Here is a 23,736-nt window from a genome sequence, read left to right as displayed (position 1 = left end):
GCGAGAGCGGAAAAAGTGTTGCAGCAGCCCCCGGAAGCAGCGGTTTTCCCGCTCTCGCGAGAGGGCCTAGATTTTAGGGATGACTCGTCTACTCCCGGAGAGCGACCCCGTCGCAATTTTGCAGCAGCTCGTGCGCATCGATTCGGTCAACCCCGACCTCGTGCCGGGAGCCGCCGGGGAAGCCGAGATTGCGGCCTGGTGCGGCCAGTGGCTGCGCCAGCAGGGTTTCGAGGTCACGGTTTTGGAGCAGACTCCCGGGCGTCCGTCGGTCGTCGGCGTCAAGCACGGCACCGGCACCGGCCGCTCGATCATGCTCAACGCCCACCTCGACACGGTCGGCGTCGCGACCTATGCTGGCGACCCGTTCAGTGGTGATCTTCGTGATGGCCGGGTGTTCGGGCGCGGGGCCGTCGACACCAAGAGCGGGCTCGCGGCGATTCTCGCGGCGTCGGTGCGGGCATCCGCCGGCGAGTTGGCCGGCGATGTGATCGTGACGCTGGTCGCCGATGAGGAATTCGGCAGCATCGGCACCGAGGAGGTGTTGCGAACAGTGAGCGCCGACGCCGCCCTGGTGATCGAGCCGAGCAGCCTTGAACTCACTACCGCCCACCGCGGCTTCGCCTGGTTCGAACTCGAACTGACCGGCCGGGCCGCACACGGCTCGCAGCCCGAGCTGGGCGTCGACGCCATCTGGCACGCGGGCCTCGCGCTCGGCGCCCTTGACGGGCTGCGGCAGCGACTTCACGCGGAACCGGCCCACCCCACGCTCGGCCACGGCGCCGTGCGGGTGTCGAAGATCGCCGGCGGCGACGATGCGGCCACGGTCGCGGCCCACTGTGTGCTGACCCTGGAACGACGGATGCTACCGGGCCAGTCCCCGGAGCAGGTCGAGTCCGAGCTGCGCGCGCTGTTCACTGCTGTGGCAGTGGAGGAGCCGAAGTTTGAGTTCACGCTGACGCGGCTGGTGGCGCGGGCGGCCTTCGAGGCCGAGCCGCACTGGCCCATCGTTCGCGCGTTGACGTCGAACGCCGAGCGGGTTCTCGGACGCCCGGCGGTCACGCGCGGCGAACCGTTCTGGACCGATGCCGGGCTCATTCTCGAAGCCGGAATTCCCTGCGTCGTGGTCGGCGCTGACGGCGACGGCCTGCACGCCGACACGGAGTGGGCCGACGCCCAGTCGGTGCGCGCGCTCGCTGACATTCTGACGGGCACGATCACCGAGTTCTGCGGGCCTACAGCTGGCTGATTCGCTGCAACCCCCTGCCCTCGTTCCAGGACTCGATGATCAGCTGCGTGTTGTCGGGATCGATGGAGGTGAGCACGACCTCGTGCACCCGCAGCTCGAAACCCGAAGACCCCGGCGGATCGGCCGGGTTGGGCTCTTCTGATGCTGCGCGCGCTCGGACTCGGCCTGCCGGCCATCGGCGAGGTCCTCGCACAGCAGCTGGGCGAGAGCGAGGCGCTGCTGCATCACCTCCGCTGGCTCCGGCCGGAGCACGAACGACTGGCCCGACAGATCCGGTCGGTCGAAAGTACTTCATGGGACTCGCGGAGATGTACGTGGCGGACGAGCGGTTTGCGGCGAACTATGGCGGGGGCGTCGTTTGTGCGGGATGCCATGGTGATCTGTGCAGAGCGGAACCTGTAGTTCAGTTCTGTTTCGTAGGCGGCCCGCGCGTCGGATGGGACACCTGCTCCTCGCTCAAACACCGCAAAACTCGCAACCCCGCAGGAGACCCAACCGCCGTGCTCCTTGCTTCGCAAGATTGTACAAGCTCCGGGTTCGACCGCTTTTAGGGAGTCGGAACCAGGGCGGTGGGCGCTGAGCGCTTGATCGCGAAGAGAGGGAGAGTGCGCTGGCAGAGGGGGCCGATCAGTACGGCGAACAGCGCGGTGCCGATTCCCACGTTGCCGCCGAGCGCCCAGCCAACGCCGAGCACGGTCACCTCGATGCCGGTGCGCACGATCCAGATCTTCCAGCCGGTGCGCTTGTGCAGACCGGTCATCAGGCCGTCGCGGGGGCCGGGGCCGTAGTGTGCCCCGATGTAGAGGCCGGTTGCGACGGCAATCATCAATAGGCCTGCGGCGAACAAGAGCACCCGCAGCCACAGGTCGAGGTCGGCCGGAATGAGCCACAGGCCGACGTCGGCGGCCGGGCCTACGAGCACGGCGTTCAGCAGCGTTCCGGAGCCAGGCTTCTGCCGAATCGGAATCCACAGCAGGAGCACGACGGCGCTGGTCAGAATCGTGATCAGCCCAAAGCCCAGGTGGGTGTGGTTGTCGATGCCCTGGGTGAGCACGTCCCACGGCGCCACCCCGATGCCGCCACGCACGATCAGAGCAATGCCGATTCCGTAGAGGAAGAGGCCAATAAGCAGCTGCGTGATTCGACGGGTCATAGTTAGCAATCCAATTGCATAACTGGCCTGTAATCAAGATGCCAATCTGGCTAGAGTGGCCTCATGAGCGAGAACCACCTGAGTGCGAGGGGCCTGGATGCTCTGTTGGGCGAGTGGCGCGGCGGGGCGAGCGCGTATCGAGCCTTGGGCGATCGCATCCGCTTGCTGACCCTCGACGGGCGTATCCCCACCGACAGCCGCCTGCCCGCCGAACGCGATTTGAGCGAGCGCCTCGGTGTCAGTCGAACCACGGTGACGGCGGCCTATCGTGAGCTGCGCGACGCGGGGTACCTGCGCAGCGTGCGCGGGTCGGGCAGCGTTGTGCGGTTGCCGGGGGACGGCGCGCCCAGTCCCACTCCGGCAGCGGAGGGAACCCTGGACTTCAGCAAGGCCACAATGCCGGCACTGCCCGGGCTAGCGGATGCCGCAGCGCACGCCGTCGCCGAATTGCCTCGGCACCTGGGTGACTCCGGTTTCGACCCCGTGGGCATTCCCGAGTTGCGGGCCGCCATCGCCGACCGCTATGCAGACCGCGGCCTGCCGACCGCGCCGGAACAGATCATGGTGACCCTCGGTGCCCAGCACGCGATCGCCCTGCTCGCCCGCGTGCTCGTGGGGCGGGGGGACCGCGCCGTGATCGAATCACCGACGTACCCGCACGCGGCCGAGGCCCTGCGTGCGGCCGGCGCCCGCCTCGCCGCCGTGAACGTGTCGGCCGGCGGGCCGCACGACGACCCGGCCACCCGGGGCTGGGACGAAGCCGCCCTCCTGCAGACCCTGCAGCGGAGCGGCCCGGTCGTCGGCTACCTCATGCCCGACTTTCACAATCCCACCGGCCAGAGCATGCCGGCCGAGCAGCGCGAACGGGTGGCCTCCGCCGCTGCGGACGCCTGCACGACGCTCATCATCGACGAGACCATCGCCGAGCTCACGATTGACCGGGAGGGCGAATTTCCGCCGTTCGCGGCCTGCGCCGACGCTCGGTCCGCACCACGTGTGGTCAGCGTCGGGTCGGTGGGTAAGACGGTGTGGGGTGGCATCCGCCTCGGCTGGATTCGGGCGGAACCGGCGCTCATTCAGAAGCTCGTCGCCGCCCGCAGCGCCAATGACCTCGGCACGCCCATCCTCGAACAGCTCATCGTGACCGGGCTGCTCGCCGACATGCCCAACATTCTCGCCGGCCGGCGTGAGCTTCTGCGCGTGGGCCGCGACCACCTGGAACGCCGCCTGGCCGATACCTTCCCCGATTGGCATGTTCCCCACGTCGACGGCGGCATCACCGTCTGGGTCAACCTCGGCAGCCCCGTGAGCTCGCAGCTCGCACTCGCCGCGCGCAGCCACGGGCTGCTCGTGCCGGCCGGTCCGCGATTCGGCCTCGACGGGGCCTTCGAGCGATTCCTGCGAGTGCCGTTCTCACACTCCGCCCCGGAGACCGACCGGGCCGTCGACGCGCTGGAGGCGGCCTGGGGATCGCTGCTGCGGCATCCGTTTATCGACACCGGGTACCTGGCCGAAGTGGTCTGACCCGCGCAGCCCGCGCGCACTGGCATACTGAGCGGGTGCATTTTCTCGCGGTAGTGAGCATGAAAAATCGGGCGCTGATTGCCCTCATCACCATTGTGGCGGCCGTGTTCGGCAGCCTCGCCCTGACCGGGCTCAAGCAAGAGCTGATTCCGTCGCTGCAACTGCCGCAGCTGCTCGTGTCCACCAGCTACCCGGGCGCGTCGCCGCAGGTGGTCAACGACGACGTCTCGACCCCGATTGAGACCGCCATTCAGGGCTTGGTCGGCCTCGAAACCACGTCGACGACGAGCAACACCAACTCCTCGCTGGTCAGCGCCACCTTCACCTACGGCACCGACCTGGTCAAGGCCGAATCCCGCATCGACCAGGCCATCAACCGCATCAAGAATGTGCTGCCGGCCGACGTAGACCCGCAGGTGATCAGCGGCAGCATCGACGATTTTCCGGTGATCTCGCTCGCGGTCACCTCGAGCGATACCGTGGCGCTCGCCGACCAGCTGAAGCGCAGCGTACTCGGCGACATTCGCGACGTGGCCGGAGTGCGGGATGCCGCCCTGATCGGAGACATCGGCCGCCGCGTCACGATAACGCCCAACGCCGAGGAACTCGCCGCCCGCGGCTTCAGCACCCAAAACCTGCGGGACGCCCTGCAGCAGAACGGGGCGCTGATTCCGGCCGGCGCCATCACCGAGGGCGACATGACCCTGTCGGTGCAGGCCGGCGGCAAGCTCGGCTCGGTCGACGACATTGCCGCGCTGCCCGTGATCGCTGGTTCCACCGGTCTCACCGGCGTAGCGGATGCCGCCCCCACGACCATCGGCGACGTCGCCACGGTCGCGCTCGTCGAAAACCCAATCACGACCATCTCCCGGGTGAACGGCGAACCCGCGCTCACCATTGCCGTCACCAAGGTTCCCGCCGCGAACACGGTCGACGTGTCGAAGGCGGTGCGCGCCATTTTGCCGCAGCTCGAGGCGGCCGTCGCGCCCGCGACCTTCACTGTCGTGTTCGACCAGGCGCCGTTCATCCAGCAATCGATTGACGCGCTCACCCAGGAGGGCCTGCTCGGCCTCGGCTTCGCGGTGATCGTGATTCTGCTGTTTCTGCTCTCGGTGCGCGCCACCCTGGTTACGGCGATCTCCATTCCGACCTCGGTGCTGATCACCTTCATCGGGCTGCAGAGCGTGGGTTATTCGCTCAATATCCTTACCCTCGGCGCGCTCACGATCGCCATCGGCCGGGTCGTCGACGACTCCATCGTGGTGATCGAGAACATCAAACGACACCTCGTCGCCGGCGCCGACCGCGCCGCCACGATCGTCTTTGCGGTGCGCGAAGTGGCCGGGGCCATCACGGCGTCCACCGTCACGACGGTCACCGTGTTCCTGCCCATCTCCTTCGTCGGCGGGTCGACCGGCGAGCTGTTTCGGCCGTTCGCGCTCACCGTGACGATCGCGCTACTGGCCTCACTGCTGGTGTCGCTGACCATCGTTCCCGTGCTCGCGTACTGGTTTCTGCGGGCGCCGCAGGCCATCACTGCCGACGAAACCGCCCTCGCCGCCGAACCAGAGCCGGCGATTCCGGCAACCGCCGGGCACTCGCGGCACGCGGCCGCGGCATCCGCTTCGTCCGGTCTGGCAGCGGACCGGCCAACGGGGCTGTCGGCGGCGGCCGAGGCCGGCGAGAACCCGGGGCGGCTGCAGAGGGGCTACCTTCCGGTGATCCGATTCACCCTCAAACATGCCGTCGCGACCCTGATGCTCGCCGTGCTCGTTCTCGGCGGAACGGCGGCGCTCGTGCCGTTCATGAAGGTGAACTTTCTCGGATCCACCGGGCAGAACACCTTTCGGGTGACCCAAACCCTGCCGGTCGGCAGCAGCCTGGCCGCGCAGGATGCGGCATCCGCTTCGGTCGAAAAAGCCCTGCGTGACCTGGACGGTATCGACATCGTGCAGCTCTCGATCGGTGGAGGCAGCGCCGCGAGCGCGTTCCGCGGCGGGGCGCCCACGTCGAGCGCGGTGACCTACTCGATCACGACCGCCGATGGTGCCGACGCCGACACTGTGCAAAACCACGCGCGCACGGCCCTGGCCGAACTGGGCGATGTCGGCCAGGTCTCCGTGGCCGCGGCGAGCGGTTTCGGGGCATCCTCCGACATCGCCGTCGATATCACGGCCGCAACGGATGCCGACCTGCAGACCGCGACTACCTCCATTCTCAGCGCGGTACAGAAACTCGGGGCGATCAAGGAGAGCGCGAGCACCCTCGCCGCCTCGCTGCCCTATCTGGCCGTCACGGTCGACCGGGAGGCGGCAGCCGCGGCCGGACTGAGCGAATTCGCTCTCGGCAGCCTGGTGTCGCAGGCCATGCAGCCGAGTGCGATCGGGTCGATCGTGATTGACGAGACCAATCTCACCGTCTACCTGTCGGCGCAGTCGCCGCCGACGACTGCCGCCGATCTCGCGGCCCTGCGGATTCCCACCCGTACCGGAGCGGTGGCTCTGGATACCCTTGCGACCGTGGAACAGGTCGAGGGTCCGAGCACGCTCACCACGGCGAAGGGGCTGCGTACCGCGACCGTGTCGGCGACCCCCGGAAGCGATGACCTGGGCACGGCGAACGCGCAGCTGAACCAGATGCTCGCCGACACGACGCTGCCGACCGGGGCGACCGCGACGCTCGGCGGAGTGAGTGCCGATCAGGCCGAAGCCTTTCAGCAGCTCGGCGTGGCGATGCTCGTGGCCATTCTCATCGTTTATATCGTGATGGTGGCGACCTTCCGGTCGCTGCTGCAGCCGTTGTTGCTGCTCGTATCGGTGCCATTCGCGGCGACGGGGGCAATCGCGCTGCAGGTGGTGACCGGCATTCCCCTGGGGGTGCCGTCGCTCATCGGTGTTCTCATGCTGATTGGAATCGTCGTGACCAACGCGATCGTGCTCGTTGACCTGGTCAACCAGTATCGGCGACGCGGTCGCTCGGTGCCCGACGCCCTTGTGGCCGGTGCCAGCCGGCGGCTGCGGCCTATTCTGATGACGGCGCTCGCCACCATATTCGCGCTGCTGCCGATGGCGATCGGCCTCACCGGCCACGGTGGATTCATCTCGCAGCCGCTCGCCCTCGTCGTCATCGGCGGGCTCGTATCGTCAACGGTGCTGACCCTGATCGTGCTGCCGGTACTCTACCTGCTGGTCGAGGGCACGCGCGAGCGGCGTGCGGTGCGTCGGTCCGCCTGAATTCGGTGCGAGATGCCAACTTCTGCCCCTTGATTCGTGCGAGACGTCGCTTTCGGCCCCATGCCCGGGTTCAAGGGGCTGAATCTGGCATCTCACGTGTGGTGGACGAGGCTCCTGGGGCCGAAAATGGCATCTCGTGCATGGTGAGTGCCCTGCCACAGCGAATGGCCGATAGCGACCACCGAGCATCGGCTGCCGCTGCCGCTGCCGCTGCCGCTGCCGCTGCCGCTGACGGTGACGCTGACGCAGGCAGCACTACGTCCGCGTGCAGTCAGCCTCCGAGCACGACGCCGCGAAGCAGGAAGAAGGGTTGCGGGTCGATGCGCACACCGTCGACCCGCACCTCAACGTGGGTGTGGCAGCCGGTGGACAGACCGGTGCTGCCGATGCTCCCAATGCGTTGGCCGGCGGCGACGCGATCACCGACAGTGACGAGAGTTTCACCGGTGGCGAGGTGGGCGTAGCCTGTTTGCACACCCTCGCCGTGGTCGATCAGGATCCAATTGCCGTAACTCCCCACGGAGCCAGCCGCGCGCACGATTCCGGCGGTGGCGGCTATGACGGGTGCTCTGCAGCTCGCCCCGATGTCGGTGCCGTAGTGGAACGCGCCGGCTCCGGGGAGCGGGCGAACCGGGCGCGGACCGTAGGTATCCGTTACGGGACCGCGTGCCGGGTTCACCCAGCCCTGGTTGCTCAGTTGGCCGACGTCGGTGTTGAGAATCGGGCGCACGCCGAGCGCGGCCAGGCTCGCGGCGGCTGTCACCGCCTGCGCTGCGGCGGCGACCAGGTCGAGTCCCGCAGCCTCGAAGTTGGTCGTGGCCGCGTTGAGGGTTTCCTGGCTGGCGCCAACCGACACCGAGCTCGCTGCGGCGCGCGTCTCGGCATCTTGCTGGTTCAGCCGGTCTGCGCGCCCTGAATCGGCCTCGGCGCGCGCCTGAATGGTCGCGATGTTCTCGGTAACGCGGTCCAGATGGTCGAGCGTGCTGAGCTGATCGAGCACGTTGCCCAGCGAGTGCCCGCCGAGAAAGACGTCGGCAACGCCGGCGCCGCCTTGTTGCTGGGCGAGCTTGCGCGCGAGTACCGCGAAGCTGCGCCGGGAGTCGGCGGCTTGCTGTACGGCCTCTAGCGCGAGGCGGTGCACGAGGGAGGCGCGACCGAGGGCGATTGACTGGCTCGCCCGCGTTGCCTCCAGTTCGTTGCGCGCGGTGTCGAGCGCGACCTGTGCGGCCTGCGAGCGGGTCAGCGCGGTCGCCAATACTGCTGCTCGCTGAACGGTCAGTTCCTGTGCGGCCGAGCGCTCGGCAGCGACCCGTTCGGCGGCAGCCCGCTGCGCCGCGAGAGCCTGGGCGGCGGCCGCGCGCGCCGTTGCCTGAGCGGATGCCGTGGTCGCGGCTTGTGCCGCAGCAGCCCCGGTGTCAATCGCTGCAACCGGGTTCGGGGCGACGGTCGGGTCTGGAGTCGGCTCAGGCGTCTCGGTCACCGGTGGGATGGGACCATCACTCGGCTCAGGAGCGGGTGCCTCGGTCGGGGTTGGCGTTGGCTCTGCGGTCGGTTCAGGGGCAGGTTCAGGGGCAGGTTCAGGGGTGGGCTCGAGGGTTGGCTCAGGCGTCGGCGCGACGGTCGGTTCAGGCGTCGGTTCAGGCGTGGGCTCCGGCGTCGGAGTGGGCGCCAACACGGCGTCCGGGGCGGTTGGTTCAGGCGTGGGCGTGGGCGCGGGCTCCGGGCTCGCGCTGACAGCGGACGGCGGCGTGGCCGACGAGCCCGCTGGCAGGTCGTCGGCGCTGGCCGCGATCGGAGCGCCGAACAGCACGAGGGCCGTGACAACGACCGCAGCGAGCCAGCCGTCGCGACGAACCAGCATCCGCTTGGCTGTGGCCGGATGCCGCGGTTTCGCTCGCCCGAACCGCACGGTGCGTCGGCGCTTCGCGGGTGGCAACATTGCAGGACCTGATCCATTTCGGGTAATGGATTTACGCGGCTCGGGCGGGCCAGCGTGGCGCAAGTATGGCACGGCACCGGTGCGCTCACAACGGGGCAAATTCACCGTTCAAGGTCGCTACAAGGTCGGCCGCGCGTTACACCAGCCCCGGGCTGGCAGCCAAGCGCACCGCGCCCGACGCCACGAGCGCCATTACCCCCTCAATTTCGGGGGAGAGAAACCGGTCGTGCCCGGGGCCGGCAGCGACGGTGCGCACGAGGTCGCGCACCGCTCCGGTCGCCGCGGCCGGCACGAGCGGCGCCCGGAGGTCGAGCGATCGGGAGGCGGTCATGATCTCGATCGCGAGCACCCGACCGAGCCCGTCGAGCGAGCGGCGCAGCTTGCGGGCGGCGTGCCAGCCCATCGATACGTGGTCCTCCTGCATCGCCGACGACGGAATTGAGTCAACGGATGCCGGTGCAGCCAGCCGCTTCAACTCCGACACGATCCCGGCGGCGGTGTACTGAGCGATCATGAGCCCGGAGTCGACGCCAACTTCGTGGGCGAGAAACGGCGGCAGGCCCTTGCTGCGGCTCGCATCGAGGTGACGGTCGGTGCGGCGCTCGCTCATGCTCGCGACGTCCGCTGAGGCGATGGCGAGAAAGTCGAGCACGTAGCCGAGCGGGGCGCCGTGAAAGTTACCGTTCGACATTACTCGCCCGTCGACGGTAACGACCGGGTTGTCGATAGCGCTGGCCAGTTCGCGGCCGGCCACGAGGGCGGCATGCGCGGCGGTGTCGCGCGCGGCACCGTGCACCTGCGGGGCGCAGCGCAGCGAGTAGGCGTCCTGCACCGACGTGTCTTCTGGGCCGGCGTGGCTGGCCAACAGGCCTGAGCCGTGGAGCAGGCGGCGCAGATTTCCGGCGCTGTCGGCCTGGCCGAGCTGGGGCCGCAGCTGCTGCAGATCGGCCGCGAAGACGGCATCCGTTCCGAGCAGAGCCTCCACGCTCATCGCTGCTGCGATATCGGCTGTCACGAGCAGGCGGGCGAGGTCGTCGAGGGCCAGCACGAGCATGCCGAGCATGCCGTCGGTGCCGTTGATCAGGGCGAGGCCCTCTTTCTCGGCGAGAACGACCGGAGGGATGCCGGCGGCTTTGAGGGCTTCGTCGCCGCTGATCAGGGTGCCGGCCGCGTCGCGCGCCTGGCCCTCGCCCATCACGACGAGGGCGCAGTGGGCGAGTGGGGCGAGGTCGCCGGAGCAGCCGAGCGATCCGTATTCGTGAACGACCGGTGTGATCTGCGCGTTCAGCACGGCCGCGTAGGTCTCGGCGGTGGCCGGGCGCGCACCGGTGCGACCGGTCATCAACGCGGAAAGCCGCAGCAGCATGAGGGCGCGCACGACCTCGCGTTCCACCTCGGGGCCGCTGCCAGCAGCGTGCGAGCGCACGAGGCTCGCCTGCAGCTGGGCGCGCCGGTCGGTGGTGATGAACGTCGTCGCGAGAGCCCCGAAGCCGGTGGAGATGCCGTAGTGCGGCTCGGTATCCGCCGCGAGGGCGTCGATGATCGTGCGGGTCGCCGCGACCTGTTCGAGGCTGGTGGGGTCGAGGGTGACCAGCGCATCGTGGCGGGCGACGGCGATCACATCGGCAAAGGAGAGCGCTCCGGCTCCCACGACAACGCTCGAAGCGGACGCCCCGCTCGGGTTGATCCGGTCGGTTCTGGGCGTTGCTGCAAGGGTCATGTTTCGATTGCACACCCTCGCGGGCCCGGGCAACAGGGCGATACGCTGGACGGTGTCCGGGATACCGGACGCGAGCATCCGCTCTGAAAGGATTCGTGATGGCGTCAAAGGTTCCGGCCGCGCAAAGCACCCTGCGCGTATTGACGCATCTCGCCGCCCAGCGCGGTCCGATCCCCGCGGCAGCGCTGGCGACCGCCCTCGACCTGCCGCGCTCGACCGTGTACCAACTGCTCGACGTGCTCGTGGCGGAGGGGTTCGTGGTGCACCTGCCGGAGGAACACCGCTACGGGCTCGGCATCGCCGCTTTCGAACTGAGCTCGGGGTTCAGTCGGCAGGAACCGCTCTCCCGGCTCGGCCGCCCGTTGATCGCCCAGCTCGTCGACCGGCTGGGGGAGAGCGCGCACCTCGTGGTGCTGCACGGGCGTGACGTGATCTACCTGGTCGAGGAGCGTGCGGCCCATCGCCCCTCCCTCGTCTCCGACGTGGGGGTGCGGCTGCCCGCGCAGCTCACGGCCAGCGGACGCGCCCTGCTCGCGGCCCTGCCCGCCGCCCAGTTGCGTGCGCTCTATCCCAACCAGGCGGCTCTGGAACAACGCGACGGCCGTGGCCCGCGCACGAGGCTCGAGCTTCGAGCCGTGCTCGACCGGGTCAAAACGGATGCCTACGCCACCGAAAACGGCGAGATCACGCCCGGCATCGCCTCCGTTGCGCTCGCCGTGCACGACCACGCCGGCTGGCCCGCCGCCGCCATTGCGGTGACCTTCGCGCAGGACCGGTTCTCACCCGGGGATTGGCCGGCCCTCGCCGAAACCGTGGCGGCGACGGCCGCGGAGCTGTCCCGTCGGATCGGCGGCCGGCCGCGCTGAGCCGCCCTCACCGGGCGTCGCGGCACGCCTCCAAGAAGTTGGCACGTGTTCAAACCAGTGCCACCTTCTCAAACACGTACCGCGAGGGAGTTGAGGCCGATTCGCGGCCCGCTACCAGCCCAGTTCGGCGTGCAGAAACGACGCGACCCGGGTGCGCATGCCCTCGTCGAGGATGCCGATCGAGTGCAGGTCTCCGGGCACAACCACGAGCTCGGTGCGGATGCCCAGGCTCTCCAGTTGCGCGGCGTACTCGGTCGACTGGCTCAGTGGAATGAATTCGTCAGAGGAGGTGCCGATGAACACCGGCGGGTCGCTGCGGTCGAGTCGGCTCGAGGCCGAGGCGTCGACGGACTGAGCGCACCGGTTGATGTTCGTACAGCCCAGGTAGTTGCGGGTGATGCGCGTAAGCCCGTCGACGGCGTTGACCAGACCGGATGCCCGCAGGTCGACCGGCCCCGACAGCTCGGCCACCGCGGCGATACGTGCGTCGGTCGTGAGCGCGCCGCGGCCGCTCGTGCCGAGCAGGGCAACGAGGTTGCCGCCGGCCGACCCGCCGAACGCCCCGATCTGGTTGGGGTCGATGCCGTACTCCTCGGCGTTGTCCAGGTCACGCACCCATTCCACGGCGAGCTTCAGATCATCGATCGCGGCCGGAAAGACGGCGTCGGGCACCAGCCGATAGTTCACCGAATAGGCCACGAATCCCTCGCTCGCCAGCCATTCGCAGACGAGGCGCCAGTCGCTGTTGCCCTTGTCACCGCGGGCCCAACTGCCGCCGTGCACCGAGATGACGGCCGGCAGGAGCGAGTGCTCAGGAGCGGATGTCGCGGCGTCGGACGGCATCGCGGCCTCAGCTTCGGTGCCCGTGTCGGTGCCCGCGCCCGGCAGAACGGCGTCTGCGGAACCGCCGGCCACGCCATCCGCTGTATCGCCGCGTGCTGTGCCGCCGCGTGCTGTATCGTCGCGTGCTGTGCCATCGAGCGCGGTGTCAGACGGGTCGGGAGTGCTGGTTGATCGCGGGGGAGTCGGCGAACAGACATCGAGGGTGAGCAGCGCACCGTCGGATTGCGTGCCGTAGACGACATCGGTCGTGACGGTCACGTCGTCGCCGGGCGCAAAGGTACGGATACCCACGACATCGTTGGTTGTCAGCTCGCTGGCGCGCGCTGCCGGATCGTCGGGGGCGACGTCATACAGGTCGACCCGAAAGCCGGCCAGCAGGCCAGTGGCCACGATCGCCACACTCGTTGCAATGAGCGCGATGCTGCCGCGGGTGAGTCGGCGGCGGCCGCGCGGGGTCGGGCGTCGAGCTGGTGTCACTGACGCCCCCCGGAATCGATTCTGGTCGATTCGAGACTAGGCGCATCCGCTGCCGCCAGCGAATCGCGGTCGATCGCCCCTGCCGAGACTGCGGCGACGGTGGCGCGGCTAGCCCTGGCGTGCTTTGGCGCGCGGATTGAGCTTGTTGATCACGAACGTGCGGCCGCGGCGCCGCACGATCTGCGAGCCCGGAACCTTCTTGAGCGCCTTGAGCGAATTGCGTACCTTCACGCTGTCTCCAAATTCTTATTGAGAACGACTATCAACTAGAGTAACAGACATGCAGACAGAAACGTATCTTCGGGTGAATGTAGTGAGCGGCCTGGCCGGCGCGGGCAAGACATCGGTGGCGCACAACCTCGGGCGCCAACCGTTCGCCCTGACCACATCGGCGGCCGGCGGCCTGCGCACTGTGCTGATCGAAGCGGCCGACAGTGCCCCAACGGGCGGGGGCGAGGCATCCGCTCTCGACGTATTCGTCGAGGCACCGACCGCGGTCGGGCCGCTCGAGATTGCCAGTTCCCTCGTCGCAACCGGTGATTCACCCGAGCGACTCGCAAACGGCCACGCCGTGCGTCTCGGCGACCTCATCACCGTGCTGAATGCCGAGCGATTCTGGGACGACCTCCACCGTGAAACCCTCGCGCCGACTCCCGACGAACACGACGTGAACTATGACCACGCCCACAACGACCCTGAGCGCACCGTCGGTGACCTGTTGATCGAACAGATCGAGTGGGCGAGCATCGTCGTGATCAACAAGACTGACCTTGTGCCCATGAGCGATTCCGCCGATATTCGCGATTTCGTGCGCCTGCTAAATCCGGCCAGCCACATCGTCTTCGCCGAACACGGCCAGGGCAGTGCCGACGGCTGGCCCGTTCCGCGCCGCGACATGTTCGCCTGGCTGCAGCGCAGCTCCGGTTGGGTACGCCAACTCAACGGCGACGCCCTGCTCTCGCGCAGTCCGCAGGGGCTTAACTGTGTCGTCTACCGGGACGTGCGACCGTTCCACCCGGCGCGCCTGGCCGACTTTTTTCGGGACCGCGCCGAGGAGGCTGGCGAGATCCTGCGCTCCCGCGGACTGTTTCGTCTCGCCACACGGCCCGCCACGGTCGGATCCTGGAGCAGCGCCGGTCCCACCATCACCTTCGAGCCCACCGGCATGGCGAGCCACGACCCCGAGTCACTGCTCGGCCAGGAGATCGCATTCTTCGGCCGCGACCTCGATGCGCGCCTGCTCAGCGCCAACCTTGACGACTGCCTGCTCACCGACGCCGAGTTTCTCGCCGGCCCCATGTTCTGGAACACCCTCGCCGACCCGTTCCCGGCTTGGGTGCTCGAACGTGCCGCTTGAGTCAGAGGCTCTTGGCGAAGCAGACGCTCAACTCTTCGCCGACATACGGGCCGAACAGCTCGATCTGCTCGTAGCCGCGACGACGGTACAGCGCCATCGCCGCGTCCTGCAGCGTTCCGGTCTCCAACGCGAGAGAGCGGATGCCGCGGGCAGCGGCATCCGCTTCGATGCGGTCGAGCAGGCGGCCGGCCACACCGCGGCCCCGGGCTTCGGCGTGCACGAACAATCGCTTCAGTTCGGCTGTGTCGGCCGAGTCCAGCGGAACCAGAGCCGCCATTCCGCAGGCAGCGCCGTGCGCATCACGGGCCACATACACGGCGACACCGGGACGCTCGAGTTCGTCGGTACTCAGCAGGAACGTGTTCTCCACCGGGTAGAGCGAGTATGCGAAGACGGTTCCGGCGGCCAGTAAGGCCGCGACGTCGGCCTGGCGCGGTTGCTCAATACTGATCGAAATGGTCATGTCATCAGAATAGAGCGCGGCAATGTGCGCACTTGAGCGTGACTTTTCAGGGTATATCCGGTAGCGTAGACAAGTCGGCTCTTGACACCGCGCTGTGCGCGGATGGGTTTGTAAGTCAAGTTGGGCCGGTTTCCCAGTAATCCGCTGGTGAAAAATCACTGTATGTGAACGGCCCCGACCACAGATTGCTCGGGTTCTCAGTTACGTCGCATGTGCGATGTTGTTCTGCCATGTACTGAACACAACCCAGAGATATTTTTATGCCTCAAGGCAATTCGCACAACTCCACCGTCGGTCGTGGCGGTAAGAACTTCGATCCCAAGTATGCCTCCAAGGCCGGATCGGGCCACGGCGGTTCCAACAACGCCGGCAGCAAGAGCCCCGGACACCGCGGTTACCGCGCGGACGAGGGTGCCCCCAAGAAGCAGCGCTGGAACGCGGACGAGCGCGCGGCTCGTTCGAATGAGCGTCCGTCGAGCGAACGCCCGGCCTACGGCTCGCGTTCCGTTCGCCCCGAAAACGGTGGCCGCACCAACAGCGAGCGCAACGAGCGCCCTGCCTACAACAACGACCGTCCGCGCACGGATCGTCCGTCGTACAACAATGACCGCAACAGTGACCGTCCGGCCCGCACCGAGCGCCCCTCTTACGGTGACCGCGCCCCGCGCGCCGACCGTCCGGCCTACAACAACGACCGTCCGTCTTATGGAGACCGCAACAGTGCTCCGCGCACCGAGCGTCCCTCGTATGGTGACCGTGCCCCGCGCACCGACCGCCCGGCCTACAACAACGACCGTCCGTCCTACGGCGACCGCAACAGTGCCCCGCGCACTGAGCGCCCCTCTTACGGTGACCGTGCCCCGCGCACTGACCGTCCGTCGTACAACAATGACCGTCCGGCCCGCACCGAGCGCCCCTCCTATGGCGACCGCAACAGTGCTCCGCGCACGGAGCGTCCGTCCTATGGTGACCGTGCCCCGCGCACCGACCGCTCGGCCTACAACAACGACCGTCCGGCTCGCACGGAGCGTCCGTCCTATGGTGACCGTGCCCCGCGCACCGACCGCTCGACCTACAACAACGACCGCCCCGCTCGCACGGAGCGTCCGTCTTACGGCGATCGCGCCGAGCGTGCGCCACGTCGCGACTTCGGTAACGATCGCCCGGCTCGTTCAGACAATGACAGCACCTTCTACCCGAAGCGCAACGAAAACGGCGCCAAGCCGAGCTTCGCCGGCGGCGACGACGTCGTACTCGAGCGTCTCGAAGCCATCGCCACGACGGCATCCGATGTCGTCGGTGTGACCTTCGGCGACCTGGGCCTCGGCGAGAACATCGTGCGCGAGCTCGCCGCCCTTGGCGCTCCGTCACCGTTCCCGATCCAGGCTGCGACCATCCCCGACGTGCTTGCCGGGCGCGACGTGCTCGGCCGTGGCAAGACCGGATCCGGCAAGACCATCGCCTTCGGTGCTCCCCTCGTGGAAAAGCTGATGGAGAACAACGGCGCCAAGGACCGCAAGATGGCCCGCAAACCCCGCGCGCTCATCCTCGCGCCCACCCGTGAGCTCGCGCTGCAGATCGACCGCACCGTCCAGCCCATCGCCCGCAGCGTTGGCCTCTTCACCACGCAGATCTACGGCGGAGTTCCGCAGTACCGCCAGGTCAGCGCCCTCCAGCGCGGCGTGGACATCATCATCGGCACCGCCGGCCGCATCGAAGACCTCATCGACCAGGGTCGTCTCGACCTCTCCGAAGTTGTCGTCACCGTGCTCGACGAGGCCGACTACATGTGCGACCTCGGGTTCCTGGAGCCGGTGCAGCGCATCCTGCGCCAGACCAAGGCCGGCGGCCAGAAGCTGCTCTTCTCCGCCACCCTCGACAAGGGCGTTGCCTCGCTGGTCAAGGAATTCCTGACCAACCCGGCCGTGCACGAGGTTGCCGGTGAAGACCAGGCCTCCTCCACGATCGACCACCGCGTGCTCGTCATCGAGCACCGCGACAAGGGCCGCATCATCGAAGAGCTCGTCAACCGCGAGGGCAAGACTCTCATCTTCAGCCGCACCCGTGCCTACGCCGAGCAGCTCGCTGACCAGCTCGAAGACGCCGGAGTCAAGGCCACCAGCCTGCACGGTGACCTCAACCAGGCCCGCCGTACCCGCAACCTGCAGATGCTCACGAGCGGCCGGGTCAACGTTCTCGTCGCAACGGATGTCGCGGCTCGCGGAATCCACGTCGACGACATTGACCTGGTCATCCAGGCCGACGCCCCCGACGAGTACAAAACGTACCTCCACCGCGCCGGTCGTACCGGCCGCGCCGGCAAGACCGGAACAGTTGTGACGCTCATTCCCAAGCAGCGTCAGCGCCGCATGGGCGAGCTGCTCGAGCGCGCCGAGATCGACGCGAGCTACACCACCGCCGCCCCCGGTGGCGCGGCTGTGCGCGAACTGGCGAGCATCTAGCATCCGCTTGTTTTAGAAAAGAGGGGCACCTGCCAGTCGGCGGGTGCCCCTTTTGCGTACCGTTTGCGCCGCGCTTGCCGAACTCGCCCGCATCTGCCAGAATTACTTTCCGAACGGTCGGTAAGTTACGACTCGTTCCCACACGCACCCGCAGACATCGTCGTCAGGAGAAAACATGGCTGAGGCCTACCTCGTTGGAGGAGCACGCACCCCCGTAGGTCGGTACGGCGGAGCGCTGGCCACAGTTCGTCCAGATGACCTCGCCGCGCTCGTCGTCGGCGAGGCCGTGCGCCGCGCCGGAATCGATCCGGGCCTGATCGAAGAGATCATCTTCGGAGCCGCAACCCAGGCCGGCGAAGACAACCGCAACGTCGCCCGCATGGCCGGGCTGCTGGCCGGATTGCCCGACCACGTTCCGGGAATCACCGTGAACCGGCTGTGCGCCTCCGGCATGTCAGCGATCACCATGGCCGCGCAGGCCATCCGCGCCGGAGACGCCGATCTCATGATCGCCGGCGGCGTCGAGTCGATGACCCGCGCCCCCTGGGTGCAGGCCAAACCCGACCGCGCCTGGGCCAAGCCCGGCGCCCAGTTCGACACCTCCATCGGCTGGCGCTTCGTGAACCCCAAACTCGCCGCCCGTGACAAGGCCACCTTCTCCATGTCGGAGACCGCCGAAGAGGTCGCCCGCCTCGACGGCATCACCCGCGAAGAAGCGGATGCCTTCGCCCTCCGCAGCCACCAGCGCGCAGCCGCCGCGATCGACGCCGGCCACTTCGTCGATGAAATCGTCGGCGTGCCCACTAAAAAGGGCGAGGTGCTCGTCGACGAGGGTCTACGCCGCGAGACCACCCTCGAGGGCCTCGCCGCCCTGCGGCCCATCGTTGCCGGCGGTTCGGTCGTCACGGCCGGCAACGCGAGCTCGCTCAATGACGGCGCCTCGGCGGTTCTCGTGGCGAGCGGCGAGGCCGTGAAAAAGTACGGCCTCACGCCGCGCGCTCGCATTGTGGTCGGCGCCAGCGTGGGCCTGGCCCCCGAGATCATGGGCCTCGGCCCGGTCGCCGCCACTCAGCGCGCGCTCGAGCGCAGCGGCCTGAGCCTCGCCGACCTCGGTGCCATCGAACTCAACGAAGCCTTCGCCACCCAGTCCATCGCGTGCATCCGCCGCCTCGGCCTCGACGAAGAAATTGTCAACCGCGACGGCGGCGCTATCGCGCTCGGGCATCCGCTCGGGTCCAGCGGTGCACGCCTGGTCGTGACGCTGCTCGCCCGCATGGAGCGGGAAAACGCCCAGCACGGCCTCGCCACCATGTGTGTCGGCGTCGGCCAGGGCTCGGCCCTCATTTTGGAGCGTGTCTGATGTCTGTGTCTGAACTCGAACTCGGCGACCGCGGCGAATCCGGCGTTCCTGATCGCGTCGGCGTGCTCGGCGGCGGGCGCATGGGCGCCGGAATCGCGCACGCCTTCCTGCTCGCCGGAGCCCACGTGGCTCTGGTCGAACGCAACGACAGCGAAGCGGATGCCGCGCGCGAGCGCGTGCTGCGCGCCGTCGACGCGAGCATCACCCGCGGCGCCACCGGGGAGACCCGCCCGGAGCTCGAGGCTCGCCTCGCTGTCGGCGCCGATTTCGGCCTGTTCAGCGACCGCGAACTCGTCGTCGAAGCCGTTCCCGAGGTGCGCGCGCTCAAGGTGGAAGCCCTGCAGAAGGTCGAGGCCCACCTTCCCTCCGACGCCGCCCTCGCCAGCAACACCTCGTCGATCTCGATCGACGACCTCGCCGATGAGTTGAAGCGCCCCGCCCGTTTTCTCGGCCTGCACTTCTTCAACCCGGTGCCGGCCTCGAACCTGGTCGAACTCGTCACGGGCAGCGCCACCTCGCCAGAATTGGTCGCGGATGCCCAGAGCTGGGTTTCGGCGCTCGGCAAGACTCCGATCACCGTCAGTGACGCCCCCGGATTCGCCTCGTCCCGCCTCGGCGTGGCCCTCGGGCTCGAAGCGATCCGCATGCTCGAGGAGGGTGTCGCGAGCGCCTCGGATATTGATGCGGCGATGATGCTGGGCTACAAGCATCCGGTCGGACCCTTGAAACTCACCGATCTGGTCGGACTGGACGTGCGGCTCGGCATCGCCGAATACCTGCACAAGCAGCTCGGCGCCCGTTTCGAACCGCCCGCGCTGCTGCGCAAACTCGTCGCCGAAGGCAAGCTCGGCCGCAAGTCCGGCCAGGGCTTCTACCGGTGGGACGAAGCCTGATGCCCGCCCGCACCGACACCGCCCCCCGCACGCGCATTGAAGGAGACCCCATGACGACCATTCTGCCCAGCTACGTCCAGGGCGCCTGGTGGACCCCGACGTCCGAGGACGCTGCGGTCGACGTCTGTGATGCCTCGACCGGTGAGGTCGTCACCCGGGTCAGCACGCAGGGCCTCGACCTCGCCGCCGCCCTCGACTACGCCCGTACCGTCGGCCAGAAATCGCTCGGCGAGCTCACCTTTCACCAGCGTGCCGTGTTGCTCAAGCAGATGGCGTTGCTGCTGACCGAACGCAAGCAAGAGCTCTACGCCCTGTCGAGCCGAACCGGCGCCACCAAGGTCGACTCCTGGGTCGACATCGACGGCGGCATTGGCGTGCTGTTCAGCTACTCCTCCAAGGGGCGCCGCGAACTGCCCAACGCCCGCGTCTACGTCGACGGACCGGTCGAGCCGCTCTCCAAAGACGGTTCTTTCATCGCCCGCCACATCTACTCGCGCCTGCCCGGAGTTGCCGTGCAGATCAACGCCTTCAACTTTCCGGTTTGGGGCGCGCTGGAGAAGTTCGCGCCGGCCTTCCTGGCCGGCGTGCCGACCCTGGTGAAGCCCGCGACGCCGTCCGGCTACCTCGCCGAAGCCTTCGTGCGCATTCTCGCCGACTCCGGCCTGCTGCCCGAGGGCTCGCTGCAGCTCGTGTCCGGCAGCGTGCCCACTCTGTTCGACGACGTGCGCCTCGGCGACCTCGTGGCCTTCACCGGATCGGCCTCGACCGCCGAAAAGCTGCGCGCGAGCGACTCCGTGCAGACCGGAGGAGTGCGCTTCACCAACGAGACCGACTCGATCAACGCCTCCGTTCTCGGTCTGGATGCCGCCGCCGGCACCCCCGAATTCGACGCCTTCGTCAAGCAGGTCGTCACCGAGATGACCGTCAAGGCCGGCCAGAAGTGCACCGCCATCCGTCGCGTCATCGTGCCGCGCGCGGCCATGGATGACGTCGTCACTGCCGTGCAGGCGCGCATCACCGAACGCATCGTACTCGGTGACCCGCGCGCCCAGGGCGTCACCATGGGCCCGCTCGCCTCCGCAGCACAGCGCCTCGAAGTGCTGAAGCAGGTCGCCCGCCTGCAGGAGGCCGGCGGCAAGCTAGTCGTCGGCCAAACGGATGCTCCGCTCGTTCTCCACGCAGACGGCACGACCGCGCTCGCTCCCGGCGGTGCTTTCGTCGAGCCGCTGCTGCTGCGCTTCGACGACGCCTCCGCCTCCGCCGTGCACGAAGTCGAGGCCTTCGGCCCGGTCTCGAGTGTGCTCGGGTACGACACACTGGATGAAGCCATCGCCCTCGTGCGCCGGGGCGGCGGGTCGCTCGTGACCAGTATCGCCACCCACGACCCGTCAGTGGCCGTCGCCCTGATGACCGGCATCTCCGCCTTCAACGGCCGCGTGCTCGTGCTCGACCGCGACGACGCCCGCACGTCCACTGGGCACGGTTCGCCGGTGCCGCAGCTCGTGCACGGTGGTCCAGGCCGGGCCGGCGGCGGCGAAGAGCTCGGCGGCATCCGTGCGGTGCTGCACCACATGCAGCGCACCGCCATTCAGGGTTCGCCCGAAATGCTCACGGCCATCACCGGAATCTGGCACCAGGGCGCGTCTGCACGAGCCGGCGACACGCATCCGTTCCGGAAGAGCCTGGCCGAACTCGTGATCGGCGACCAGATCGTGTCCGACTACCGCACGGTCACCCTCGAAGACATCGAAACCTTCGCCCAGTTCACCGGGGACACCTTCTACGCCCACATGGACGAAGACGCTGCCGCCGCGAACCCGTTCTTCCCGGGCCGGGTGGCGCACGGCTACCTGCTCGTGTCCTGGGCCGCCGGACTGTTCGTCGACCCGGCGCCTGGACCGGTGCTCGCCAACTCGGGTCTCGAGAACCTCAAGTTCGTCACGCCGGTCTCGCCCGGTGACAGCATCCGCGTCGCGCTCACCGCGAAGCAGATCACCCCGCGCGAGACCGACGACTACGGCGATGTGCGCTGGGATGCCGTTCTGACCAACCAGAACGACGAACTCGTGGCCTCCTACGACGTGCTGACGCTGGTCGCGAAGCACTAGGTTCACACGAGAGGGGCCCGCGCACTGCACGGGCCCCTCTCGTTTTTCGCGTTCGCCCGTCGTATTCCGAACGCTTACGACGCCTGTGCACGTTCGGGGTCACCCAGCTCCAGGAGATTCTGCTGAACGCGTGAGCGTGAGGCGAACTCGTGAGACGGCTAGATGAGCACAGTGTCGGTGCGCGCGGTCGTTCGGGCATCAATCGTCGTCTTTGGCCGCGCAGTGAGCGTGGCCACCGGCAGCGAGCCGGCCTCACTGACGATGACAAGGCCCTGGGCGCTGTTGGCTGAGCGGCTGAGGTCCTCGATCCACTGGCGGTTGAGCGTGACGGCCTGCCCGCCGGCGTACTTGAAGTACAACGGGATCGCCGGGTTCAGCCAAATCGAGCTGCGACCGGAACCGACAGCGGCGGAGTCCTGCCAGGACAGCAGAAAACTCTCACCCCGGCGCAGCTTCTGCGCGATCACGAGTTGCAGGTGAGCGAGGGTACGATCATCGATCTCCACTACGACGCGGTCATATGTGAGAGAACCCATGATTGCCTTTCTGATCGAGTGAACGATGTCACCGATCTCAGTATCTCTTCTCGGCCGCCGACCCAGTAGGGTCCTACGACCCCATTCGCCCCCCTATTCGGGACCGCAGTCCCCGGCGGGTACGCGGCCGTTCGGAGGGCGCGGCATCCGGTCAGCCGGCGTCGTCGTCGGTGGTACCGGCGACGACCCGCGTAACCGTCTCCCACGCCGCAACGACCACCAGGACGACTGAGGTCGTGGCGCCGAGCCCGAGCGGGGTCATGAACGTTGCAACCGTGCCGGCCAGCGCGAGCAACACCAGCCCCACGAGGTGGGAGAAGAGCAGCGTGCGCGTGACGATCCACCGAAAGAGCAGAAGCCCGACGAGGTAGAACAACGGCCCACCGATGATGGTCACCGCCACCGGAAGCGTCATTGAATCTTCCGGATGCTCGAGCACCGACTTGTCGGCAACGGAGGTGACGACGATTCCCGCAATGATGATCGCGTGGACGTACGTATACGCGAGTCGGGCGATGCGGCCCGGCTCGTTCGATGCCGAGATCGCCTTACTGCCGGCCCGCTCGCCGTGATCAAAGTACAGCCACCACATCGCGACCCCGTTGACGAAGGCGAGAAACAACCCGGTTATCCCCAGAGCGGATGCCTCCTGATCGACGAAAGCAAACCCGGTCACCAGAAAAGACTCCCCGACGGCAATGATGACGAACAGGGCGCTGCGCTCGGCGATGTGCGGCCCGGAGACATCCCAATCATCGACGCCCGGTGCCTTCAGTCCGGGGATGCGAAATCCGAGGCTCGCTGAACCGTACTCAATGGCCAGGGCGATCAACCAAGCCGGCAGCCGCACCGAGAGCGGCATGAGGCCACCGACGATCCAGAACACGCTCGCCACCGAGAGCCAGAGCAGAATGCGCAGAAAGGTCGCGTGCAGGGCCGGATCGTGCCGGGCAAGGGCGAGCACCATGAACACGGTGCGGCCCAGTTGCAGCACAACATAAGCGACAGCGAAGACCAGCCCCTGGTCGCCGAAGGAATCGTAGATCGACGTGCTGATCACCAAACCCACGAGCGAGAGCCCGATCACGACGCCGCGCACCGGCAGCCTGGCCGGGTCGAGCCAGTTCGTCACCCAGGTGGTGTACACCCAGAGCCACCACAGCGCGAGTACCAGAATGATCGACTCCAGCGCACCGACCCAGGACTGGTTGGCGTACAGGTAGCGCGACAGTTGGGTGAGGGCGAAGACGAATATCAGGTCGAAGAACAGCTCGATGTAGGTGACCCGGTCGCCTCTGGCGGAATCGTCCGCCCGCAGCAGACTCCGGCGACACCCCAGGCGCAGAATCCACGCGCGGTGTTCTATCGGATGCTCCGGCTGCATTTTCTCTGATCGACTCACCTCCCCAGTGTCCCCCCGGGACCGGTGCGACACGCCCGGGTGGGGTGCGTTTTGACGGGTGGGTGTGGTGGCCGTAATGTATCTATACGTACCCCAAAGGTGCGAAAAGCCGCAGTGCTTTTCGGCCTCATGTGGGACCAGATCGTAGCCAGAT

The 23,736-nt window shown here is 67.7% G+C and carries 17 protein-coding genes; 9 read left to right on the top strand and 8 right to left on the bottom strand.

The window, feature by feature from the left end; all coding sequences use genetic code 11:
- Window positions 1-79 precede the first annotated feature (79 nt).
- On the top strand, window positions 80-1,246 hold the full coding sequence (locus QMF22_RS06890; RefSeq protein ID WP_283451729.1) for a M20/M25/M40 family metallo-hydrolase: 1,167 nt from the start codon (window positions 80-82) through the stop codon (window positions 1,244-1,246).
- Window positions 1,247-1,793: 547 nt separating this feature from the next.
- Here the strand turns inward: QMF22_RS06890 and yczE are convergent.
- A complete protein-coding gene (gene yczE, locus QMF22_RS06880; RefSeq protein ID WP_283451726.1) occupies window positions 1,794-2,399 on the bottom strand; it encodes a membrane protein YczE in 606 nt (201 codons plus the stop codon).
- 63 nt (window positions 2,400-2,462) lie between these two features.
- Between yczE and yczR the strand changes: the two genes are divergently transcribed.
- Window positions 2,463-3,923: a MocR-like transcription factor YczR gene (gene yczR, locus QMF22_RS06875; RefSeq protein ID WP_283451725.1), complete on the top strand. Its 1,461-nt coding sequence runs from the start codon at window positions 2,463-2,465 to the stop codon at window positions 3,921-3,923.
- A gap of 35 nt (window positions 3,924-3,958) precedes the next feature.
- Window positions 3,959-7,156, top strand: coding sequence for an efflux RND transporter permease subunit (locus QMF22_RS06870; protein WP_283451723.1), 3,198 nt, complete (start codon window positions 3,959-3,961; stop codon window positions 7,154-7,156).
- Between the two features lie 271 nt (window positions 7,157-7,427).
- Here QMF22_RS06870 and QMF22_RS06865 read toward each other — a convergent pair whose 3' ends face one another.
- Window positions 7,428-9,095 (bottom strand): M23 family metallopeptidase, encoded by a 1,668-nt coding sequence (locus QMF22_RS06865; protein WP_283451721.1) that lies wholly within the window; start codon window positions 9,093-9,095, stop codon window positions 7,428-7,430.
- Window positions 9,096-9,231: 136 nt separating this feature from the next.
- On the bottom strand, window positions 9,232-10,815 hold the full coding sequence (gene hutH, locus QMF22_RS06860) for a histidine ammonia-lyase (protein WP_283451719.1): 1,584 nt from the start codon (window positions 10,813-10,815) through the stop codon (window positions 9,232-9,234).
- Between the two features lie 98 nt (window positions 10,816-10,913).
- On the opposite strand from hutH, the gene QMF22_RS06855 reads away from it, so the two are divergent.
- Complete coding sequence (locus QMF22_RS06855) at window positions 10,914-11,681, top strand: IclR family transcriptional regulator (RefSeq protein ID WP_283451717.1); 768 nt, start codon at window positions 10,914-10,916, stop codon at window positions 11,679-11,681.
- Between the two features lie 111 nt (window positions 11,682-11,792).
- Here the strand turns inward: QMF22_RS06855 and QMF22_RS06850 are convergent, their stop codons facing one another.
- Window positions 11,793-13,001: an alpha/beta hydrolase gene (locus QMF22_RS06850; RefSeq protein WP_283451714.1), complete on the bottom strand. Its 1,209-nt coding sequence runs from the start codon at window positions 12,999-13,001 to the stop codon at window positions 11,793-11,795.
- A 108-nt stretch (window positions 13,002-13,109) separates the two neighbouring features.
- Window positions 13,110-13,232 carry a type B 50S ribosomal protein L36 gene (gene ykgO / locus QMF22_RS06845; protein WP_035839829.1) on the bottom strand — a complete coding sequence of 41 codons (123 nt, stop codon included), beginning with the start codon at window positions 13,230-13,232 and terminating at the stop codon, window positions 13,110-13,112.
- Window positions 13,233-13,281: 49 nt separating this feature from the next.
- Here ykgO and QMF22_RS06840 point away from each other — a divergent pair, with 49 nt between their 5' ends.
- Entirely contained in the window at window positions 13,282-14,358 is a 1,077-nt protein-coding gene (locus QMF22_RS06840) for a CobW family GTP-binding protein (RefSeq protein ID WP_283451708.1), read from the top strand.
- Window position 14,359: 1 nt separating this feature from the next.
- Here the strand turns inward: QMF22_RS06840 and QMF22_RS06835 are convergent, their stop codons facing one another.
- Complete coding sequence (locus tag QMF22_RS06835) at window positions 14,360-14,821, bottom strand: GNAT family N-acetyltransferase (RefSeq protein WP_283451705.1); 462 nt, start codon at window positions 14,819-14,821, stop codon at window positions 14,360-14,362.
- A 260-nt stretch (window positions 14,822-15,081) separates the two neighbouring features.
- Between QMF22_RS06835 and QMF22_RS06830 the strand changes: the two genes are divergently transcribed.
- The 4 genes from QMF22_RS06830 to paaZ all read left to right on the top strand — a co-directional run bounded on the left by QMF22_RS06830 (window position 15,082) and on the right by paaZ (window position 21,644).
- Window positions 15,082-17,283 (top strand): DEAD/DEAH box helicase, encoded by a 2,202-nt coding sequence (locus QMF22_RS06830; protein ID WP_283451704.1) that lies wholly within the window; start codon window positions 15,082-15,084, stop codon window positions 17,281-17,283.
- Between the two features lie 175 nt (window positions 17,284-17,458).
- Entirely contained in the window at window positions 17,459-18,643 is a 1,185-nt protein-coding gene (locus tag QMF22_RS06825) for a thiolase family protein (protein WP_283451702.1), read from the top strand.
- On the top strand, window positions 18,643-19,536 hold the full coding sequence (locus tag QMF22_RS06820) for a 3-hydroxyacyl-CoA dehydrogenase family protein (protein WP_283451700.1): 894 nt from the start codon (window positions 18,643-18,645) through the stop codon (window positions 19,534-19,536). Before QMF22_RS06825 ends, QMF22_RS06820 begins: the two co-directional genes overlap by 1 nt.
- A 50-nt stretch (window positions 19,537-19,586) precedes the next feature.
- Window positions 19,587-21,644 (top strand): phenylacetic acid degradation bifunctional protein PaaZ, encoded by a 2,058-nt coding sequence (paaZ, locus tag QMF22_RS06815; RefSeq protein ID WP_283451698.1) that lies wholly within the window; start codon window positions 19,587-19,589, stop codon window positions 21,642-21,644.
- A gap of 158 nt (window positions 21,645-21,802) precedes the next feature.
- On the opposite strand, the gene QMF22_RS06810 is transcribed toward paaZ, so the two are convergent.
- Window positions 21,803-22,180: a DUF7882 family protein gene (locus tag QMF22_RS06810; protein ID WP_283451696.1), complete on the bottom strand. Its 378-nt coding sequence runs from the start codon at window positions 22,178-22,180 to the stop codon at window positions 21,803-21,805.
- 151 nt (window positions 22,181-22,331) lie between these two features.
- Window positions 22,332-23,582 carry a low temperature requirement protein A gene (locus QMF22_RS06805; RefSeq protein ID WP_283451694.1) on the bottom strand — a complete coding sequence of 417 codons (1,251 nt, stop codon included), beginning with the start codon at window positions 23,580-23,582 and terminating at the stop codon, window positions 22,332-22,334.
- Window positions 23,583-23,736: the final 154 nt, after the last annotated feature.

The sequence above is a fragment of the Cryobacterium sp. PH31-L1 genome, assembly GCF_030063145.1.
Classification (GTDB): Bacteria; Actinomycetota; Actinomycetes; order Actinomycetales; family Microbacteriaceae; genus Cryobacterium.
Note: the sequence above shows the minus strand (reverse complement) of the source record. Positions and strands in the feature narration are given on the sequence as shown.